Annotated in this window: 18 protein-coding genes; 8 read left to right on the plus strand and 10 right to left on the minus strand. The window is 67.1% G+C overall.

The annotated features are described in order from the left end of the window. Positions 1–11: 11 nt before the first annotated feature. Together exaC and ACZ3HL_RS08585 are read left to right on the plus strand one after the other, a co-directional pair. Entirely contained in the window at positions 12–1,535 is a 1,524-nt protein-coding gene (gene exaC, locus ACZ3HL_RS08580) for an acetaldehyde dehydrogenase ExaC (protein WP_465410992.1), read from the plus strand. Next, complete coding sequence (locus ACZ3HL_RS08585; protein ID WP_465410993.1) at positions 1,535–1,918, plus strand: DUF779 domain-containing protein; 384 nt, start codon at positions 1,535–1,537, stop codon at positions 1,916–1,918. Before exaC ends, ACZ3HL_RS08585 begins: the two co-directional genes overlap by 1 nt. On the opposite strand, the gene ACZ3HL_RS08590 is transcribed toward ACZ3HL_RS08585, so the two are convergent. Further along, positions 1,872–2,444 carry a TIGR03086 family metal-binding protein gene (locus ACZ3HL_RS08590; RefSeq protein WP_465410994.1) on the minus strand — a complete coding sequence of 191 codons (573 nt, stop codon included), beginning with the start codon at positions 2,442–2,444 and terminating at the stop codon, positions 1,872–1,874. The genes ACZ3HL_RS08585 and ACZ3HL_RS08590 overlap by 47 nt on opposite strands. A gap of 41 nt (positions 2,445–2,485) precedes the next feature. On the opposite strand from ACZ3HL_RS08590, the gene ACZ3HL_RS08595 reads away from it, so the two are divergent. Both ACZ3HL_RS08595 and ACZ3HL_RS08600 read left to right on the plus strand, forming a co-directional pair. Then, the gene (locus tag ACZ3HL_RS08595; RefSeq protein ID WP_465529715.1) at positions 2,486–3,181 is read left to right on the plus strand and encodes an MOSC domain-containing protein; all 696 of its coding nucleotides are present in this window, start codon (positions 2,486–2,488) and stop codon (positions 3,179–3,181) included. Next, entirely contained in the window at positions 3,171–3,782 is a 612-nt protein-coding gene (locus tag ACZ3HL_RS08600; RefSeq protein ID WP_465410996.1) for a TetR/AcrR family transcriptional regulator, read from the plus strand. Before ACZ3HL_RS08595 ends, ACZ3HL_RS08600 begins: the two co-directional genes overlap by 11 nt. A gap of 7 nt (positions 3,783–3,789) precedes the next feature. Here ACZ3HL_RS08600 and ACZ3HL_RS08605 read toward each other — a convergent pair whose 3' ends face one another. The 5 genes from ACZ3HL_RS08605 to ACZ3HL_RS08625 all read right to left on the minus strand — a co-directional run bounded on the left by ACZ3HL_RS08605 (position 3,790) and on the right by ACZ3HL_RS08625 (position 10,198). Beyond that, positions 3,790–5,370 (minus strand): beta-N-acetylhexosaminidase, encoded by a 1,581-nt coding sequence (locus ACZ3HL_RS08605; RefSeq protein ID WP_465529717.1) that lies wholly within the window; start codon positions 5,368–5,370, stop codon positions 3,790–3,792. Positions 5,371–5,479: 109 nt separating this feature from the next. Continuing rightward, on the minus strand, positions 5,480–7,351 hold the full coding sequence (locus ACZ3HL_RS08610) for a propionyl-CoA synthetase (RefSeq protein WP_465529719.1): 1,872 nt from the start codon (positions 7,349–7,351) through the stop codon (positions 5,480–5,482). 63 nt (positions 7,352–7,414) lie between these two features. After that, positions 7,415–7,786, minus strand: coding sequence for a hypothetical protein (locus ACZ3HL_RS08615; RefSeq protein ID WP_465529721.1), 372 nt, complete (start codon positions 7,784–7,786; stop codon positions 7,415–7,417). Continuing rightward, positions 7,783–9,534, minus strand: a complete 1,752-nt coding sequence (locus tag ACZ3HL_RS08620) for a hypothetical protein (protein WP_465529723.1) — start codon at positions 9,532–9,534, stop codon at positions 7,783–7,785. Before ACZ3HL_RS08620 ends, ACZ3HL_RS08615 begins: the two co-directional genes overlap by 4 nt. A gap of 19 nt (positions 9,535–9,553) precedes the next feature. Beyond that, a complete protein-coding gene (locus ACZ3HL_RS08625; RefSeq protein ID WP_465529725.1) occupies positions 9,554–10,198 on the minus strand; it encodes a hypothetical protein in 645 nt (214 codons plus the stop codon). Between the two features lie 104 nt (positions 10,199–10,302). Here ACZ3HL_RS08625 and ACZ3HL_RS08630 point away from each other — a divergent pair, with 104 nt between their 5' ends. Both ACZ3HL_RS08630 and ACZ3HL_RS08635 read left to right on the plus strand, forming a co-directional pair. After that, a complete protein-coding gene (locus tag ACZ3HL_RS08630) occupies positions 10,303–10,818 on the plus strand; it encodes a hypothetical protein (RefSeq protein ID WP_465529727.1) in 516 nt (171 codons plus the stop codon). Between the two features lie 92 nt (positions 10,819–10,910). Next, entirely contained in the window at positions 10,911–12,683 is a 1,773-nt protein-coding gene (locus ACZ3HL_RS08635) for a serine/threonine-protein kinase (RefSeq protein ID WP_465529729.1), read from the plus strand. An 80-nt stretch (positions 12,684–12,763) separates the two neighbouring features. Here the strand turns inward: ACZ3HL_RS08635 and ACZ3HL_RS08640 are convergent, their stop codons facing one another. After that, complete coding sequence (locus ACZ3HL_RS08640) at positions 12,764–13,132, minus strand: hypothetical protein (protein WP_465529731.1); 369 nt, start codon at positions 13,130–13,132, stop codon at positions 12,764–12,766. Here ACZ3HL_RS08640 and ACZ3HL_RS08645 point away from each other — a divergent pair. Then, the gene (locus ACZ3HL_RS08645) at positions 13,116–13,355 is read left to right on the plus strand and encodes a hypothetical protein (RefSeq protein WP_465411001.1); all 240 of its coding nucleotides are present in this window, start codon (positions 13,116–13,118) and stop codon (positions 13,353–13,355) included. The two genes, ACZ3HL_RS08640 and ACZ3HL_RS08645, sit on opposite strands and share 17 nt — an antisense overlap. A 37-nt stretch (positions 13,356–13,392) precedes the next feature. On the opposite strand, the gene ACZ3HL_RS08650 is transcribed toward ACZ3HL_RS08645, so the two are convergent. Together ACZ3HL_RS08650 and ACZ3HL_RS08655 are read right to left on the minus strand one after the other, a co-directional pair. Next, positions 13,393–14,436 (minus strand): DUF3558 domain-containing protein, encoded by a 1,044-nt coding sequence (locus ACZ3HL_RS08650; RefSeq protein ID WP_465529733.1) that lies wholly within the window; start codon positions 14,434–14,436, stop codon positions 13,393–13,395. Between the two features lie 84 nt (positions 14,437–14,520). Beyond that, positions 14,521–16,092, minus strand: a complete 1,572-nt coding sequence (locus ACZ3HL_RS08655; protein ID WP_465411003.1) for a dolichyl-phosphate-mannose--protein mannosyltransferase — start codon at positions 16,090–16,092, stop codon at positions 14,521–14,523. A 68-nt stretch (positions 16,093–16,160) separates the two neighbouring features. Between ACZ3HL_RS08655 and rsmI the strand changes: the two genes are divergently transcribed. Next, entirely contained in the window at positions 16,161–16,997 is an 837-nt protein-coding gene (gene rsmI, locus ACZ3HL_RS08660) for a 16S rRNA (cytidine(1402)-2'-O)-methyltransferase (protein WP_465529735.1), read from the plus strand. Here the strand turns inward: rsmI and ACZ3HL_RS08665 are convergent. Beyond that, positions 16,994–17,470 carry a QsdR family transcriptional regulator gene (locus tag ACZ3HL_RS08665; RefSeq protein ID WP_225949353.1) on the minus strand — a complete coding sequence of 159 codons (477 nt, stop codon included), beginning with the start codon at positions 17,468–17,470 and terminating at the stop codon, positions 16,994–16,996. The two genes, rsmI and ACZ3HL_RS08665, sit on opposite strands and share 4 nt — an antisense overlap. Between the last annotated feature and the right edge of the window lie 6 nt (positions 17,471–17,476).

Raw genomic sequence — 17,476 nt, forward strand, 5'->3', positions numbered from 1 at the left:
AGGCAGGAAAGATGGCCAAGTACGCGGCACCGAACACCGAAGGCAGCGTCGTCAGCTACGAATCGCGCTACGACCACTACATCGGAGGCGAGTACGTACCGCCCGCGAGCGGTCAGTACTTCGAGAACCCCACCCCGGTGACCGGGCAGGTGTTCACCGAGGTCGCCCGCGGCACCGCCGCCGACATCGACCGCGCGCTCGACGCGGCCGAAGGCGCGGCCGCGGCCTGGGGCAGGACGTCGGTGGACGAACGCGCGAACGTGCTGCTCCGGATCGCCGACCGGATGGAACAGAACCTCGAAGCGATCGCCGTCGCCGAATCGTGGGAGAACGGCAAACCGGTCCGCGAGACCCTCGCCGCCGACATCCCCCTCGCGATCGACCACTTCCGCTACTTCGCCGGCGCCCTGCGCGCCCAGGAGGGCGGTATCTCGCAGATCGACGACAACACCGTCGCCTACCACTTCCACGAGCCGCTCGGCGTCGTCGGCCAGATCATCCCGTGGAACTTCCCGCTGCTGATGGCGGTCTGGAAGCTCGCGCCCGCGCTCGCGGCGGGCAACGCGATCGTGCTCAAACCCGCCGAGCAGACGCCGGCGTCGATCCACCTGCTGATGTCGCTCATCGGCGATCTGATCCCGCCGGGCGTGCTGAACATCGTCAACGGCTTCGGCGTCGAGGCGGGCAAACCGCTCGCGTCGAGCAACCGCGTGCGGAAGGTCGCCTTCACCGGCGAGACCACCACCGGGCGGCTGATCCTGCAGTACGCCAGCGAGAACATCATCCCGGTCACCGTCGAACTCGGCGGCAAGAGCCCGAACATCTTCTTCGACGACGTGGCCGCGGCCAACGACGCGTTCTACGACAAGGCGCAGGAAGGTTTCGCGCTCTTCGCACTGAACCAGGGCGAGGTCTGCACCTGCCCGTCGCGGGCGCTGATCCAGTCCGGTATCTACGACCGGTTCCTCGGCGACGCCGTCGAGCGGGTCAAGAAGATCAAGCAGGGCCACCCGCTCGACACCGAGACGCAGATCGGCGCGCAGGCCTCCAACGACCAGCTGGAGAAGATCCTTTCCTACATCGACATCGGCGTGCAGGAAGGCGCGAAGATCCTCACCGGTGGCGAGCGCAGCGACCTCGGCGGCGAACTCTCCGGCGGCTACTACGTGCAGCCGACGGTCTTCGAGGGCGACAACAAGATGCGGATCTTCCAGGAGGAGATCTTCGGCCCGGTCGTCTCGGTGGCGAGGTTCGACGACTACGCCGACGCGCTGAAGATCGCCAACGACACGCTGTACGGCCTCGGCGCCGGTGTCTGGTCGCGCGACGGCAACACCGCCTACCGCGCCGGCCGCGACATCCAGGCGGGCCGGGTGTGGGTCAACAACTACCACGCATACCCGGCGCATGCGGCCTTCGGCGGCTACAAGGCGTCGGGCATCGGGCGCGAGAACCACAAGATGATGCTGGACCACTACCAGCAGACCAAGAACATGCTCGTGTCCTATTCGGACAGTGCGCTCGGGTTCTTCTGATGGCCGAGCGGGTCGGCTTGACACCGGCCGCCGCGGAGCTGCTGCGGCGGCTGGTGTCGCTCCACGGGCCGGTGATGTTCCACCAGTCCGGCGGATGCTGCGACGGGAGCGCCCCGATGTGCTACCCGGCGGGCGAATTCCGCACCGGGGCGTCCGACGTCCACCTTGGTGACCTGAGTGTCGAGGGCATCGACGACGTTCCGGTGTGGATGTCGGGCCCCCAGTTCGAATACTGGAAGCACACGCATCTGACCATCGACGTCGTTCCCGGCAGGGGGAGCGGATTCTCCTTGGAGGCGCCCGAAGGGGTCCGCTTCCTGGTCCGTTCTCGGCTGTTCAGCGATGAGGAGTCGGCTGAGCTGAACGGCCAAGCAACGCGATGAGCCGCGCACCCGGCCCGGCGTCCGGCGGTGCCTCGACAGCGTGGTCGAAGGCCCCGCCGGGCCCGCGCACCGGCATCACGTCGGGGTAGCGGCTCGCCACCTTCAACGCGGCCTCGGCGAGCTCGTCGTCCCAGTGGTGCTCGCGGCCCAGGGCGGTGTCGAGGTCCCAGTGGTGGGTGAGGGTGTCGACGAAGAGCACGGCCAGCGCGTTCTTCCCAGGAAGCTTGCCGAAGCTCCCGAAGTCGAAGCTCTTCTCCAGCGCTTCGGCGTCGAAGGCCGCGAGGAAATCGGCGGAACTCTCTTCGTAGGACCTGGCGAGGTCGCCGTCGGCCGACGACCGGGTCTTCATCGGGTGGCCGGTCGCCTGCGCGGTGCGGGAATCGTGCCCCTCGATCAGGTGTTTCACGATGTCGCGGACGGTCCACTCGGCGCAGGGGGTCGAGCGGTCCCAGTCGTCCGCGCCGATTCCGGCGATCGTGGTCCCGGTGGCGCGATGGGCTCTTGTCGTGAGTGCGATGAGATCCATGACGGGCAATGTATACGAACGGTCGTGCTATCTTCTAGGGTGTGAGCACTCTCGAAGTGAACGAGGTCTTCGTCGGGCGGCCGTCGGTGCTGGGGATGAAGCGCGACATCCCGGTGTACAGCGCCATCGCGAAGACGCGGGTGGATACGGCCTTCTTGGAGCTGGGCGAGATCAACCTGGCGGGTGACGACCAGGCGGACCGGAGTGTCCACGGCGGTGTCGACAAAGCGGTTTACGTCTACCCGGCAGCGCACTACGCGGCCTGGGCCGAGCAGGGCTTCCCCGTGGTGGCGGGCGATTTCGGGGAGAACGCGTCGGTGACGGGCGCCGACGAGTACGACGTGCGCGTCGGCGACGTCTGGGCCTGGGGCGACGCGCTGGTCCAGGTCTCGCAGCCGCGCACGCCGTGCTTCAAGCTCGCGATGAAGACCGGGCGCAAGGACGTCATCCCGGCGATGATCGATTCCGCTCGGAGCGGCTGGTACCTGCGGGTGCTCCGGACGGGCGAGGTCCCCACGTCGGGGCGCATGACGCTCGAAGAACGCGATCCGGTGAGCCCGGCGATCGCCGAGGTCTACGTCGCGTCGTTCACGAATGTCGCCCAGCTGGACGACGAGCGCCGTGACGCGTACTGGTCGCTGTTGGACCGGGTGCTCGCGGCGCCGGCGCTTTCCCGGCAGTACCGTGACGGCCTGGCATCGGCGAAAAGGCGACGAGAGGAGCGGAATGCCGGTTGACGGCCGGGTGGCCCGCGGTGACGCGACGAGGCGGATCGTGCTTCGGCGCGCCGTCGACATCGCGTCCGTCGAGGGGCTCGACGGGTTGTCCCTCGGCAGGCTCGCCACCGAATTGGAATTGAGCAAATCCGGGGTGTTCGCCCTGTTCGGTTCCAAGGAGGAACTGCAGCTCGCGGCGGTCGAGACGGCGAGCGCGATCTTCGCGGAGAACGTCGTCGAGCCGACTTTGCGGGTCGAGCAGGGGATCGAGCGGTTGCGCGCGTTGTGCGCGAACTGGCTCGACTATTCGGAGCGCCGGGTGTTCCCGGGCGGCTGTTTCTTCTTCAACACCGGCGCCGAGTTCGACGCACGGACCGGCCGGGTCCACGACGCGGTCGCGAACGCGAGCCGCGCCTTCGCGCAGTTCATCCGGTCCACCGTCATCGAGGCGCGAAAAGCGGGGCACCTGCGGGAGTCCGTCGACGTGAACCGGCTGGCCTTCGAACTGAACGCGCTCGGGCGGGCCGCGAACGCCGATTCGGTGATGTTCGGCGGTACCGAGCCCTACGTGCTGGCCCGGGCCGCCATCACCGCCCGTCTCGACGCCGCGGCCGCGCGATGAACGCCCGCTACTTCCAGTCGACCTGCGTGGACCGATAGAAGTCGATGCCCTGCTGGACCCACCGCGGGCTCTGCTTCGCCAGCCGGAGCCGGTACGCGTCCCAGGTCCGGGAATCCTTCGGCGACCAGCCGATCTCGGCGTGGCCGGGCAGCCTCGGGAAGGCCATGAACTCGATGTTGTCACTGGTGATCAGCGTCTCTGACCACAGCGGCGCCTCGACACCGATCACGTTCTTCTCGGACACGCCCTGCAGGTACGTGGCCGGATCCCAGTCGTAGCCGTCCTTGACCTCGATCAACGCGGCCCAGTCCAGGCCGAGCGGCGTCCCGGCGTGGTACTTCATGTCCAGGTACGCCTTGTTCGCGGGCGACATCAGGATCTTGTTGCCCCGCGCCGCCGCGGCGGCGACATGGGCGTCCGTCCCGGTCGTGCCCCAGAACTGCGGGACGGCCGAAACCGGCGGTTTCGTCTTGGCGATGTCGTGCCAGCCGGTGATCGTCTTGCCGTACTTCGCGACGATCGGGTGCACCTTCGTGGCGAATGTCTGGTAGTCCTCCGGCGTGGTCGAGTGGGCCTCGTCGCCACCGATGTTGATGTACTTCCCGGGGGTGATCGCCGACAGTTCGCGGATGACGTCGTCGACGAACTTGTAGGTGATGTCCTTGCCGATGCACAGCGAGCTGTAGCCGACCTCGATGTCCGTGCGCGGCGGTATCGGCTTGCCGTCGCAGTTCAGTTCGGCGTAGGAGTACTGGGCCGCGTTGGTGTGTCCGGGCATGTCGATCTCGGGAACGATCGTGATGTGCCGCGAAGCCGCGTAGCGCACCAGGTCCTTGTACTGCTCCTGCGTGTAGTAGCCGCCGGGAGCACCGCCGACGGCCGTCTGGCCGCCCACGGTCGCCAGTTTCGGCCAGCTCTTGATCTCGATCCGCCAGCCCTGGTCGTCGCTCAGGTGCAGGTGGAGATTGTTGATCTTGTACTGCGCGATCTGGTCGATGTAGAGCTTGACCTGCGCCGGCGTGAAGAAGTGCCGGGCGACGTCGAGCATCGCGCTGCGGTAGCCGAAGCGCGGATAGTCGAGCACCGTGCCGCCCGAAACCACCCATGAGCGCTTCTGGACGGTCTTCGCCTCGATCGCCGACGGGAGCAACTGCCGTAGCGTCTGGACGCCGAGGAACAGGCCGTCGTCGGTATTCGCCTTCAAGGACACGCCGGACCGCGACACCTTGAGCTGGTAGCCCTCGGCGCCCACGCGGCCGCTCGCGTGGCCGGTCTCGAGCGAGATGGCGGGGCCGCCGCCGCGGTGACCGCTGACGACGGGCAGCCGGTAGCCGGTGGCGGGCCGGAGCAGGCCTGCCAGGTACTCGGCGACCTGCCTGCCTTCGCGGTCGGCGCGGATGACGGTCGCGGGACCGAGCCGGAAGTCGGAGCGGGGATCGGGTTTCGCGTCGACCGGCGCCGGGACGACGTCGGCGACGGTGCGCTCGGCCTTCGCATGCTGCCCGGCGCTCGCCGTCGCGGGCAGGCCGAGCGTCACGAGGCTCAGGACCGCCACACCGAGCACGGTTCTGGACAGGCGTTTACTCATGGAGCACCTCCGGTCGGATACCTGGAGACTCTCTTCCCTGAGAAGGTATAGACCAATAGGGCAAACGCGACAACACCCGATCGGACCAGTACGCCGTACCGATCACCGGTCACTCGCCGCGCAGAACCGCTTTCAGGGCATCGAGAACGCTCGCGTCCTCGATCGTCGAAGGCACCTGTTCGTCGCGGCCGTCGGCGATCCCGCGCATGGTCTTGCGCAGGATCTTCCCGGACCGCGTCTTCGGCAGCGCGTCCACAATGGACACGTCGCGGAACGCGGCGACCGGGCCGATGTCGCGCCGCACCAGCGCGACCAACTCGGCTTTGAGCGTTTCCGCGTCGACGTCGGTGCCCGACTTCAGCACCACGAAGCCACGCGGAAGCTGCCCCTTCAGCTGGTCACGCACGCCGATCACCGCGCATTCGGCGACGGCGGGGTGCGAGGCCAGCACGGCCTCCATCGAACCGGTCGAAAGCCGGTGGCCCGCGACGTTGATGACGTCGTCGGTGCGGCCCATGACGAACAGGTAGCCGTCTTCGTCGACGTATCCGGAGTCGCCCGTCAGGTAGTGCCCTTCGTACCGCGAAAGGTACGCCTCGCGATACCGCTCGTCGTCCTGCCACAACGTCGGCAGCGATCCCGGCGGGAGCGGCAGTTTGATGGCGATGGCGCCCTCCCGTCCGGCGGGGAGCGGTTCGCCCGCCTGGTCCAGGATCCGCACGTCCCAGCCGGGCACCGGTTTCGTCGCGGAACCGGGTTTGACCGGCATCGGTTCCAATCCGCGCGGATTCGCCGCGATTGGCCAGCCGGTCTCGGTCTGCCACCAGTGGTCGATCACCGGCACGCCGAGCTTCCCGTGTGCCCAGTGATAGGTCTCCGGATCGAGCCGCTCACCGGCCATGAACAACGTCTTGAATCCACTGAGCTGGTATTTCTCGATTTCGGCCGCGTCCGGATCGACCTTCTTGATCGCCCGCAACGCCGTCGGCGCGGTGAACAACGCCTTCACTCCGTGGTCGGCGATGACGCGCCAGAACGCGCCCGCGTCCGGGGTCCCGACCGGTTTGCCCTCGTACATGACCGTCGTCGCCCCGATCAGGAGCGGCGCGTACACGATATAGGAATGGCCGACGACCCAGCCGACGTCGGACGCCGTCCACCAGACGTCGCCGGGCTGGATGTCGTAGATCGCGCCCATCGACCAGGCCAGCGCGACCGCGTGCCCTCCGGTGTCGCGAACGACGCCCTTCGGCTTCCCCGTGGTGCCGGAGGTGTACAGGATGTACAGCGGGTCGGTGGCGGCGACCGGCACCGGATCGGCGGGGGAGGCCTTCGCGACCAGTTCGGTCCAGTCGGCGTCGCGCTCGCCCAGTTCGGCGCGGGCACGCTCCCGCTGCAGCATCACGACCTTGTCCGGCTGATGGACGGTGCCCGCGAGTGCCTCGTCGATGATCGGCTTGTACTCGACGACCCGCGTCGGCTCGATCCCGCACGAAGCGGCCACGATGACCTTGGGTTTCGCGTCCTCGATCCGCGCCGCGAGCTCCTTGGGCGCGAAGCCGCCGAACACCACCGAGTGCACCGCGCCGAGCCGGGCGCAAGCCAGCATCGCGACCGCGGCCTCGGGGACCATCGGCATGTACACGATGACGCGGTCGCCCTTCCCGACGCCGAGCGAGGCGAGCGCGCCGGCGAAACGCGCGACGTCGTCCAGTAGTTCCGCGTAGGTGAATCGGCGAACCGAATCGGTGACGGGAGAATCCCAGATCAGCGCGGTCTGCTCGCCGCGGCCGTCTCGCACGTGCCGGTCGAGCGCGTTGAACGCGGTGTTCAGCTCCCCGTCCGGGAACCAGCGGTAGAAGGGCGCTTTCGACGTGTCGAGTGCCTGCGTCGGCGTGTGGGTCCAGTCGATCGCCTGCGCGGCTTCGAGCCAGAAACCCTCCGGGTCTTCGAGGCTCCGCTGGTACGACTCGGCGTGCATCGAATGCTCCTTCGCGTTCGGGTACCGGACCCCATCATGTCCCGGTTGTGGCGTGATTGCCCCTCAGGCGAAGATCTTGCCGACGCTCTCCGAGATCTTGCCGATCAGCTCCGTGAAATCGGAGGCGCCGGCCAACAAGTTCTTTACTTTTTCCCAGCGGCTCAGCGCTACCGCGGGGTTGGCGCCGGTCGGATTTCGGGCGTCCGCCGTCAGGTCGTCGAGGTTCTCCTCGATGACTTCGCGCTTCTCGACGCCGGACCGGCCGACCTCTGCCTTCAACCGGGCGAGCAGCCCGACGAGGTCGCCGATCTGTTCCGGCGTGGCGCCGTACTGGATCGTTCCGCCGCTGATGGTGCCGTGGTTCTCACCGCCGGTGACGATCGGCGCATTGCTGACCCCGGATATCGCGATGTGGTTGGTGGGTTCTCTCGTCATTTCTCCTCGTTTCTCGGCTGTTGAACGGTGCCTCCGGAGACCGTTCCGTGGTTCACGCCTCCGGTCATGATGGGTGCGTTGTTGGTGCCGGTGATGGTGATGTCGTTGTTGATCACCGTCGCGGCTTGGCTCTCGAACTGGGCGGCGGAGTAGCCGCAGTCCCGCATCACCTGGCTGATCGCCGGCACCAGTCTGCTTTCGAGGATCTTCTCGTACCTCTCGACGTCGACGAGCTGGAAGTAGTCGCGGACCTCATCCGCCGCGGCCAGCTCACGCAGCGTTCGGGCCGAGCCATATCGGTCAGGGTTCGGAGTATCGAGGTCGTGCGGCAGGGCCCGGATGACCCGCATCGCGTGCCAAACCCGGCCGGGGGTGGTGACCGGCAGTTTGAGCCAGCGCAGGATGCCCTGCCCGATCGGCGTCAGGTAGTTGAGCGTCATCCTGTCGACCGCGCGGTACTCGTCGCGTATCGGGGGCAGCACGTACGGCGTCCACTCGAGATAGAGCGTGCTGCTGTCGACAGCGGCGTGCAGGAACGCCGACATCATCAGCTCCCTGTCCCAGGTTTCCACTTGGAAGGTGAGGTAGTGCCTCGCCCATTCCCTCGGCTGGCGGCGTACCTGTTCGGCTTCGGCGGCCGGTAGCAGATACGAGGGTGGACCATCGTGGCGTGGCAGATAGGGAAGGGCTACGGGCTCGTTCGCGTGGTCTACGAGTTCGTCCGCGGCGGCATAGACGACATCTTGAATTCGCAGCTCACGCAGCCGCCTGTCCGGTGTCAGGGCGTCGCTTCGCTGCAGTACCTGCATCGCGGTGCGGATCCGCTGATAGAACGCGACCGTGGTCAGCTCGTCGAAGGCGGTGCCGTCGGGTTTGGCGGTCTCGTCGAGCTTTTCGAGTGGGAGCACCATCGACCATGGCTGCCGGGCGATACCGGCGCCTACGAACGGGTTGTAGCCACGGTAGACGACCAAGGGCACCACGCCGTCACCACTGTGGACTTGCCGGTCGTGGCGATGGCGGATCAGTTCCGTGCGGAATCGAGGTGGCGAGGCCGCGATGGACGGACGGTCGTCCAAAGACTTGCCACTGAACGGACGGGTTCGCGCCCGGCGGCCGTATCGGACGGTCAACAGCCGCCACACGGTGATCCGGTCGGCGACCACGATCAGCAGCATCAGCAAGGCGGCGATCGTGCCGATATAGGTCAGCGACGAATCCGAAACCGATGTCCCGTAATCGGAATAGTCGTCGCCGTACCGGCTCGAGTATGACGAAGATGACCTGCCATCACTCAGGTCTTCGAGAACCAGCCCGCCAAAGGTGATCGCCGTGACGACGAAGAGCACCACAGCCAGCGCGAACAGCCTGCCGAACCCGCGGAGCGCCGCGCCAGGGCGACCTGTCCGCATCTTCGACCAGATGGACCGGACCGACAGCAGGCCCGCGAGCAACGCCCAGATGAAGAAAAGAACCGTCCCGATCGAAAAGTACAGGAACACCAAGGCCAGTATGCCGAGAAGAGCGTCCCGGTATTTTCGTCTCGACCGGGCAGAGATCGCCTCGGCGAGCACAGTGGGTGCGTGGAACCCTGGTGAAGGCGGCACCGGCCGGGTTGGTTCCACGAGATACTCGCGGATGGCGTCATCGGCGTAGGACGAATCGAGATGGCTCGCCGCGGCGAGGTATCTGGTGCTGTCATCGGGTGGAGCATGGTGCGAAGCCGCCACAGCGGCCCAGTTCGTCATTCGGACTCCGTCAGTGCGATCAAGGTGTCGAGTTGTCGAGCATCACGGCGACGAACGGTTCCCATTCCGTCCAATCCGAAGCGGGCGACGAGACGTAGATGAAATACTCGATTCCAGCGGTACGCCAATAGACCGCCCTGACCCGCCGCGGTTGTCCTTCCCTGCCATCCCAGGTGAATTCCCAGTCCACCCCTTCGAAGCCGCGTACCGCGCGCGGCTCCATCCGGAGCCTGCTGAAGCCGGGGAGCCGGGTTTTCGTCTCCTGCTCCGAAGTCGACCGGAATTGCCGGATATCGCCGGAGGCGGAATAACTTCCGAACCGGACGTAGTGGCTGGTCCTCACGGGATCGGTGGCCTGGAAGGAACCAGGTTGATTTTTGATCGGTTCGGTTTTCCACCCGCGCGGGATGACGGTCCGGAAACCGTCCGTGCCGCTCGCCTGGTCGACGTCCGGTCGCGGTGTCGTAGCAGCGGTCACGGTCGAGGAGAGAGGAGGCGAGGAAAACGAGGCATTCGGCGACGACGAAACGGTCGACGCCGCGACTTGCGGCGTCGCCGATGGGTCTTTCGCCGTGGTGATCAGCAAAGTGGCGCCGACAAGGGCGCACAAGGTCAAGTTCGCGGCGGCCGCGACCAGCGCGAACCGCGCGTTGCTCGCCGACATTCGTGACCCTCCCCAGGCACGGTGCGAACAATTAGCAGGTATTCAAACGGGCACAGAGCGTAGCATGATTCGCTGGCGGATGAGTGGGGTTCGAGGGAGCGAAGATGGATAAGACGCCGGGCGATCGGTTGGCGGACGTCAGCCGTCTAGAGACAGAGCTAATGACCAGGCCGGACGACAGCGAGCTGAGAGAACAGCTCGCTGTCGAGCTCGCTGCTCTGTCTGTCGATGTCCGTAGCCTCACCCGGGACCGTGTCCCGGTGTTCACCTCTGTCCGGCAACGCGAATTCTGCGGATACGCGGCTGAGCGGTTGATCGAGTTGGGTGTGGGCGGCGAAGCCGTGCAGTCGTCGGCTGTGGCGCTTCAGGTCGAGCTCCGGGCGGGTGATGAGTGGGTATGGCGAAATCGTCACCTTTCCGTGGCGTTGGCGGCCATGGTCGTGATCGCTGGGCTCACGGTCGTCGTGCTGGGGGGACTGGCAGGGAACGTCCCGGTGGTCGTGGCAGCCGGCATGGTCGGCAGCGCCGGTCTGGTGGCTGTCGTGTTCGCCCGTCGCAGGCAGCGCTGGCAGATCGATGCCGAACGCGTCACACCGGTCATCTGGAGACACGGCATATAACCCGGCAACCCCTCGACCCTGTGGAGCGTCCTAAGCTGGACTAGGGGAAAAACTGCCGGAAACGGCCTAACCGAGCGAGGGGAGCAGGGTCCATGGGACTAGCGAGCGCGCTGCTTTCGTTCGCGCACAGCCTGTTCGGACCAGGGATCTGGCCTGGGGACTGGGTGTGGGCGACGAGCACCGCGGGAGCGCTGGTCGCGCTGCTGCCCGCACTGGGAGCGATGGTCGTCGCGATCATCCGCAAAGGCACCGGCAACCGCTACGACGTGGTGACCCTGTCCATCTTCGGCGGGATCGGCGTCGTCGCCGTCTTCCTGCTGCCGTGGCTGCTGGCCACCGGGGTTTCGCAGACGTACCAGGAGGCCGCGTCCAAATCGGGCGGTAAGTCCGGTTTCTCCGGTAGTGACCTGGCGACCTTCAACGCCGACTACAGCCCGCTGATCGGGAAGCAGAGCGAGTACCTCGGCCGCGGCCAGAACGTGTACGAGGTGCTGTTCTACCCGAACGGGATGCAGCTCGGTTACATCTTCTATCTGATCCTGCTGGTCGGGCTGCCGGCGCTGTCGTTGCTGTTCGTGATGCTGCAGGCGCGCACCGCGTTCCGTCGCGGCCCGAAGTGGCCTTCGCGGTTCTTCTGGATCCCGTTCGTGCTGATGGTGCTGGCGAGCGTCGGCATGGGCGCGAACACGGCCGTGCACTTCTGGCTCGGTTTCCTGCCGTTCAGCGTGCTGGGCCTGATCCCGGTCGCGCTCGTCGGCCCGCCGCCGTGGTCGGTGATCAACCGGCCCGACCCGCAGCCCCGGCAGAAGATCGAGCCATACCGCCCGGAGCCGCCCGCCCCGAAGCCGCAGCCGCAGCTGCCGCCCCCTCCGGCCAAGCAGTACCCGGCGACCGCGCTGGCACAGGCGCCCGAACCTCCCGCGCTGGCCGCCGTCCCAGGTCCGGTCCCGGAGCCCCCGGGCTCCCGCAACTCCGGCGGCAGCCGCTACAAGCGTGTCCGCCGGCTCGGCCACGGTGGCTTCGGCACCGTGTGGGAAGCGGTCGACACCCAGCTCAACCGCACGGTCGCGCTGAAGATCGCGCACGCGCCGGACCGGGACACCGAAGAGCGCATGCAGCGCGAGGCCAGGGCGCTGGCCGTGGTGAACCACCCCAACTGCGTGAAGGTGTACGACCTCGTCGAGGAACCCGACGGGCTCGCGCTGGTCATGGAGTACCTCGAAGGACGCTCGCTGGCCGAGATCGTCGATTCGCAGGGCCCGCTCGACGACATCGCCGCCGGACGGCTCTGGTCGACCATGGCCGGCGCGCTCGCCGCGGCGCACGAGAAGGGTGTGCTGCACCGGGACCTCAAGCCGTCGAACATCATCCTCGACCGCAACGGGCTCGCCCACCTCATCGACTTCGGTATCGCCCGCAGCCAGGGCGACTCGAAGATGACCGCGACCGGGATGATGATCGGCACGCCGGACTTCGTCGCCCCCGAGCAGGCGATGGGCTCACCGGCCAGCCCGGCGTCGGACGCCTGGCAGCTCGCCGCGACGGTCAGCTACGCGCTCTCGGGGCAGCCTCCGCGCGGCACCCGGGAGACCCCGATGGCCGCGCTGATGGCCGCGGCCCGCGCCGAACCGGTGTCGAAGCTGCCGAACCGCAGTGCGCACGCCCGGATCCTCATCGCGTCGCTCGACCAGGAGCCCCGCCGTCGTCCGACACTCACCGCCGTGCGGCGCGACGTCGAAGGCTGGCTCGCTCGCGCGGGCAAGTCGCCGGACGGCCCGGTGACGCAGATCGTACCGCGCCGCCCTCCGCAGTCACAGCCGCCGCAGCCCCACCAGCAGCCGCAGCCTCAGCGTCACCCCCGCTGACCTGCGAAAAGAGAGCAAGGGACCTTTGCTACCGTTAGTTAGTGCGCTAACGAACGCTAGCAAAGGTCCCTTGCTCTCCCTCAGTCGACGACGACCCAGGTCCCGCCCCGCCAGGCCATGGTGAACGTCTTGGGCTGGGCGGCCATCATGGCGATCTGCGGGCTGATCGCGCCCGGCGGCACGAGGACCTTGTCCGGCCCCTTGCTCTGCAGTTTCGCCCGGTCGACGCGAGTGGCCTTCAGCTTCTTGATGTCGTCGGCCGAGAGCATCCCGAACTGCACCGGGGTGAGGCTCCGGCATTCCTTCATCCCGCCGTCGAACGCCGGCGCGGTGATCCGGCAAACGGTGTCGAGGTCTTTGTCGCCCAAAGCGTGGTGATACTCCTCCATCACGCTCGCGACCCCGTCCGGGGTGTGCGCCACCGCGCCGCCGGTGGCGGGTTTGGTCACCTCGGACGCGACCGCGGAAGGCTTCGAAGCACTGGGCGGTGCGCTGCTGCTGGCCGGCGCTTCCGAACTGCTCGGAATGGCCGAAGTCTGCGGCGACGCGGCGCCCGGCGTCTGTTCCTCACACCCCGCGATCAAGAACAACGCCGCGGCCGCACAGGCCGCTCCCAACGGTCGGATCGTCATGATGCCCCCTGTCGAGCTGCGGTTGACCAGCGAAGAGTAACAACTCGGAGGCAAGTGTCACACTTGAATCGGAGGAATCAGGAGTCGCCCTTGATCAGGGCCAGCATCGACACCGACAAGATGAGCTGAGCGGAGACACAAGTCCGCGGCATCGCTTCCTTCTTCTTGCCGACGAAGTCGACCTGTACGACCTGTCCGTTGCTCAGCTGGACGCTCAGGGCGCAGGCCTCCGCGGTCTGCTCGAACCTGGCCTTCAAGGTGCCGAACTGGCCGTTCCGTACCTCCGCGCCCGCCTTCGGGGGCACGGCTTCGAGACCGCCCGTGCCGTTCGTGTACATCCCGACGGCTTTCGCGTAGGCGACTTCGTGAGTGCAGGTCGGTCCTAGCGGCCCTTCGCCCTTCTGAGCGCCTTCGCGGCCGGCGTTGACTCCGGCGTAATTCGCATGAGTGAACTTGACGACTTCGCAGATGTCCGCGTTCTTCAGCGCCTCGGCCGGAGGCTCCTGAACGGTGCTCGGCGCCGGTTTGCCACCGGCGAGCGGGACGAACTTCTTCAACACCACTTCGGCGACCTTCTTCGCCAGCTCGCAGTGCTCGGCGCGAGTGCCGGCTTCGTCGCTGTCGACGTCATAGGCATCGACGGCGATCGAGGCGTAGGCGCGGACGTCCATGTTGACCGAACAGAAAGTCACCGGCTCCGGGTCGAAGGCGTAGGTCCGGCCCTTGATCCCGGCGATCTCCACCGGCTCCATCACCGGGGAGTCCTGCGTGATCCAGCTGTACGGGCTGTAGGCGTGCACCTGCGCGCCCTTGTTGTCCGGGAACACGAACTGGCAACCGCTGAGCACGCCCTTCGTGCTCACGAGACCGAGCGGCTGGAGATCCGGTTTGATCGACTCCAGCCAGTCGCAGCCTTCCTCACCCTGTTTCACAGGCAGGGCCAGCGGCTGATCGAGCGCCTGGTCGCTGAACCCCGACCCGTCGGCGGGCGGTGTGTAGCGCGGAAACTTCGTATCGCTCGCGCCCGGTGCCGAGCCTTCGCGGAAGGCTTTTCCGTCGATGGCGCTGGAGCACCCGGTGAGCAGCAGGGCAACGGCCACGAGAACCGGCCAACGAGACATGACGACCCCCAGAAATCCTCAATTCGGACGGGAGTCTAAGCCGGTCCCGGACGCCTCGCTGGGCCTTCGCTCAACCGGACGTGGTCACTTCCAGGACGGCAGCCACAATTCGGCGTTCCAGTGATCGTTGGTGATCGCGTTGCCGTTGAGAATCGGCCACAACCAGGCGAAATTGGCCACGACGAGGCCCACGTAGAGAGCGACGACGAGCATGCCGGTGCCCCGCCGTTCGAATCCGCGTTTCGCGCTGCCGAGGATCTGCCCGAGGACCAGCGTCAACCCGAGTACCAGGAACGGCGCCAGCGGTGTCGCGTAGAAGTAGTACATCTGGCGGTCGAGGTTGGTGAACCACGGCAGGAACCCGGCCAGGTAGCCGACGAGCACGGCGGCGTAGCGCCAGTCCGCGCGGAAGACCGACCGCCATACGCTCCAGCCGAGCATCGGCAGGGCCAGCCACCACATGGCGGGCGTGCCGATCAGCATCGTCGCCCGCACACAGGTCGACTCGCCGCAGCCGGTCGCCTCGGTGCCGCCCGCGTAGGCGTAGAGCATCGGCCGCAGGCCCATTGGCCACGTCCACGGCTTCGACTCCCATGGATGCGGTTTGTCCTTGGGCGTCACCAGGTTCGCGTGGAAATCGAGGACGTTCATCGTGTAGTCGCCGAGCGAACGCAAGGCGGGCGGCATCCAGGCCCAGAACCCGGGATCGATGTCCTTGATCGCCACGTAGTTGCGGTCGGTCGCGGTCTCGCTCGCGAACCAGGCCCAGTAGCAGGCGAGGTACACCAGGATCGGGATGACGACGATCGCCCACAGCGCGGGCAGCACGTCGCGGCGCAGCGTGCCGACCCAAGGCCGCTGAACCCCGGCGGCCCGGCGCGCGGCGACGTCGAAGAAGACGGTGAGCAGTCCGAACGCGGCGATGTAGTACAGCGCCGACCACTTGACGCCGAAGGTCAGCCCGATCATCAGGCCGCCGGCGAACCGCCACCACCGGAAACCCAGCTTGGGCCCGAACCGGGACTCGTCGATCCAGCCTTCGCGAACGGCCACGGCGAGCCGCTGTCGCACCTGGTCGCGGTCGCAGAGCACACAGGCGAAGGCGGCGAGGACGAACAACGCGATGAAGATGTCGAGCATCCCCATGCGGGACTGCAGGTGCAAGACGCCGTCGCTGATCACCAGGATCCCCGCGACCGCGCCGAGCAGGGTCGAACGGGTGAGGCGCCGGGCGATCCGGATGACGAGGAACACGATCAGCGTGCCCGCCAGCGCTGGCATGATCCGCCAGCCCCAGGCGTTGTAGCCGAACAGCCATTCGCCGATCGCGATGAGATGCTTCGCCAGTGGCGGGTGGACGATCAGTTCGTAGCCGTAGTTGTCCTCGTAACCGCCGTTGCGCAGCATCTGCCACGCCTGGGGGACGTAGTGCTTCTCGTCGAAGACGGGCGTGCCCTTGTCCGTGGGCGTTCCCAGGTTCTGGATCCGGACGATGCCGCCGATGAGCGTCAGCACCAGGGTGACGATCCAGCCGCGCAGGCGATCGGTCGGCATGCCGCGGCCGAGGAGGGTGGCCTCCCGGTCATTCGGTGGCCTGAGCGCGTCGACCGGATCCGGCCGCACGCTCTCGTTGTCCCGGGTCAGCAGTGCGGTCACGGGGCATGATCCTACGGGCGGAAGAGTGAACTCGGTGTCCGGATCCGCGAACCGGTTAACCTTCGGGAATGACCGAAGGACGCCTCGTGCTGGCAGCCACCCCGCTCGGAGACGTCCGTGACGCTTCGCCGCGCCTGTCCGAAGCCCTCGCGACGGCCGACGTGATCGCCGCCGAAGACACCCGTCGCCTGCGCTCCCTCACCGCGGCTCTCGACGTCTCTCCGGCCGGGCGTGTCGTGAGCTTCTACGAGGACGTCGAGACGGCTCGTCTGCCGAAACTGCTCGAATCGCTCCAATCGGGCGAGACGGTGGTTTTGGTGACGGACGCCGGAATGCCGAGTGTTTCGGATCCCGGGTTCCGCCTGGTGGCGGCCTGCGTCGAGGCGGACGTGCCGGTGACCTGCCTGCCCGGCCCGTCCGCGGTGACCACGGCCCTGGCGTTGTCCGGCCTGCCTTGCGACCGTTTCTGTTTCGAAGGTTTCGCCCCGCGCAAGCCCGGCGAACGCGCGAAATGGCTCAATTCGCTGAAGGACGAGCCCCGTACGGCCGTGTTCTTCGAATCTCCGCACCGTCTCGCGAGCACGCTCGCCGACGCCGCCGAGGTCCTGGGGCCCGACCGTCGCGCCGCCGTCTGCCGCGAACTGACCAAAACCTACGAAGAGGTCAAACGCGGCAATCTGCCGGATTTGGCGGCCTGGGCCGCCGACGGCGTCAAGGGCGAGATCACCGTCGTGCTTTCGGGGGCGTCGCCGCGTTCGGTGAGCGTCGAGGACCTGGTCTCGGAGGTTTCGTCGCGGGTCGCGGCCGGTGAACGTCTCAAGTCGGCCGCCGCCGAGGTAGCCGAAGCGACCGGTGTGTCGAAGAAGGAGCTTTACGACGCAGTGCTCGCGTCCCGTAAGAGCTAGGACAGCAAGGCCGTCACGGCCGCGTGCGCCTTCGCGGCATCGGGCTCCGCGCCGGTGATGACGTCCGTGTAGATGAAGGATTCGCCGATCCGCACCAGCAGGTAGGCCAGGTCCTCGACCGGCAGCGGCGGGGTGAGCCGACCCGCCGTGACCTCTTCGTCGAGGAATTCGCGCATTTTCGCGATCGCGCGACTCTGCACCACGCTGGCCTTCGTCGTCAGGATCCGCAGCGCCCGCTCGGGCTCGTTGCGCAGGAACTCCCGGAACGGTTTCGAACCGTTCACGGTCCGGACGAAGGTGCCGACGAGTTCCGCGATCCCTTCCGCGCCGCGGCCGAGCTTCCCGGAAGCCCGCGCTTCGAAGACCTCGACGGTCATCGACCACAGGATCTCGCCGAGCAGCTGATCCCGGCCGCCGACCCACCGGTGCAGCGTTGCCCGGCTGATCCCCAGCTCACCGGCGAGTTCGCCCATGTCCAC

It is taken from the genome of Amycolatopsis sp. NPDC000009 (assembly GCF_055563465.1).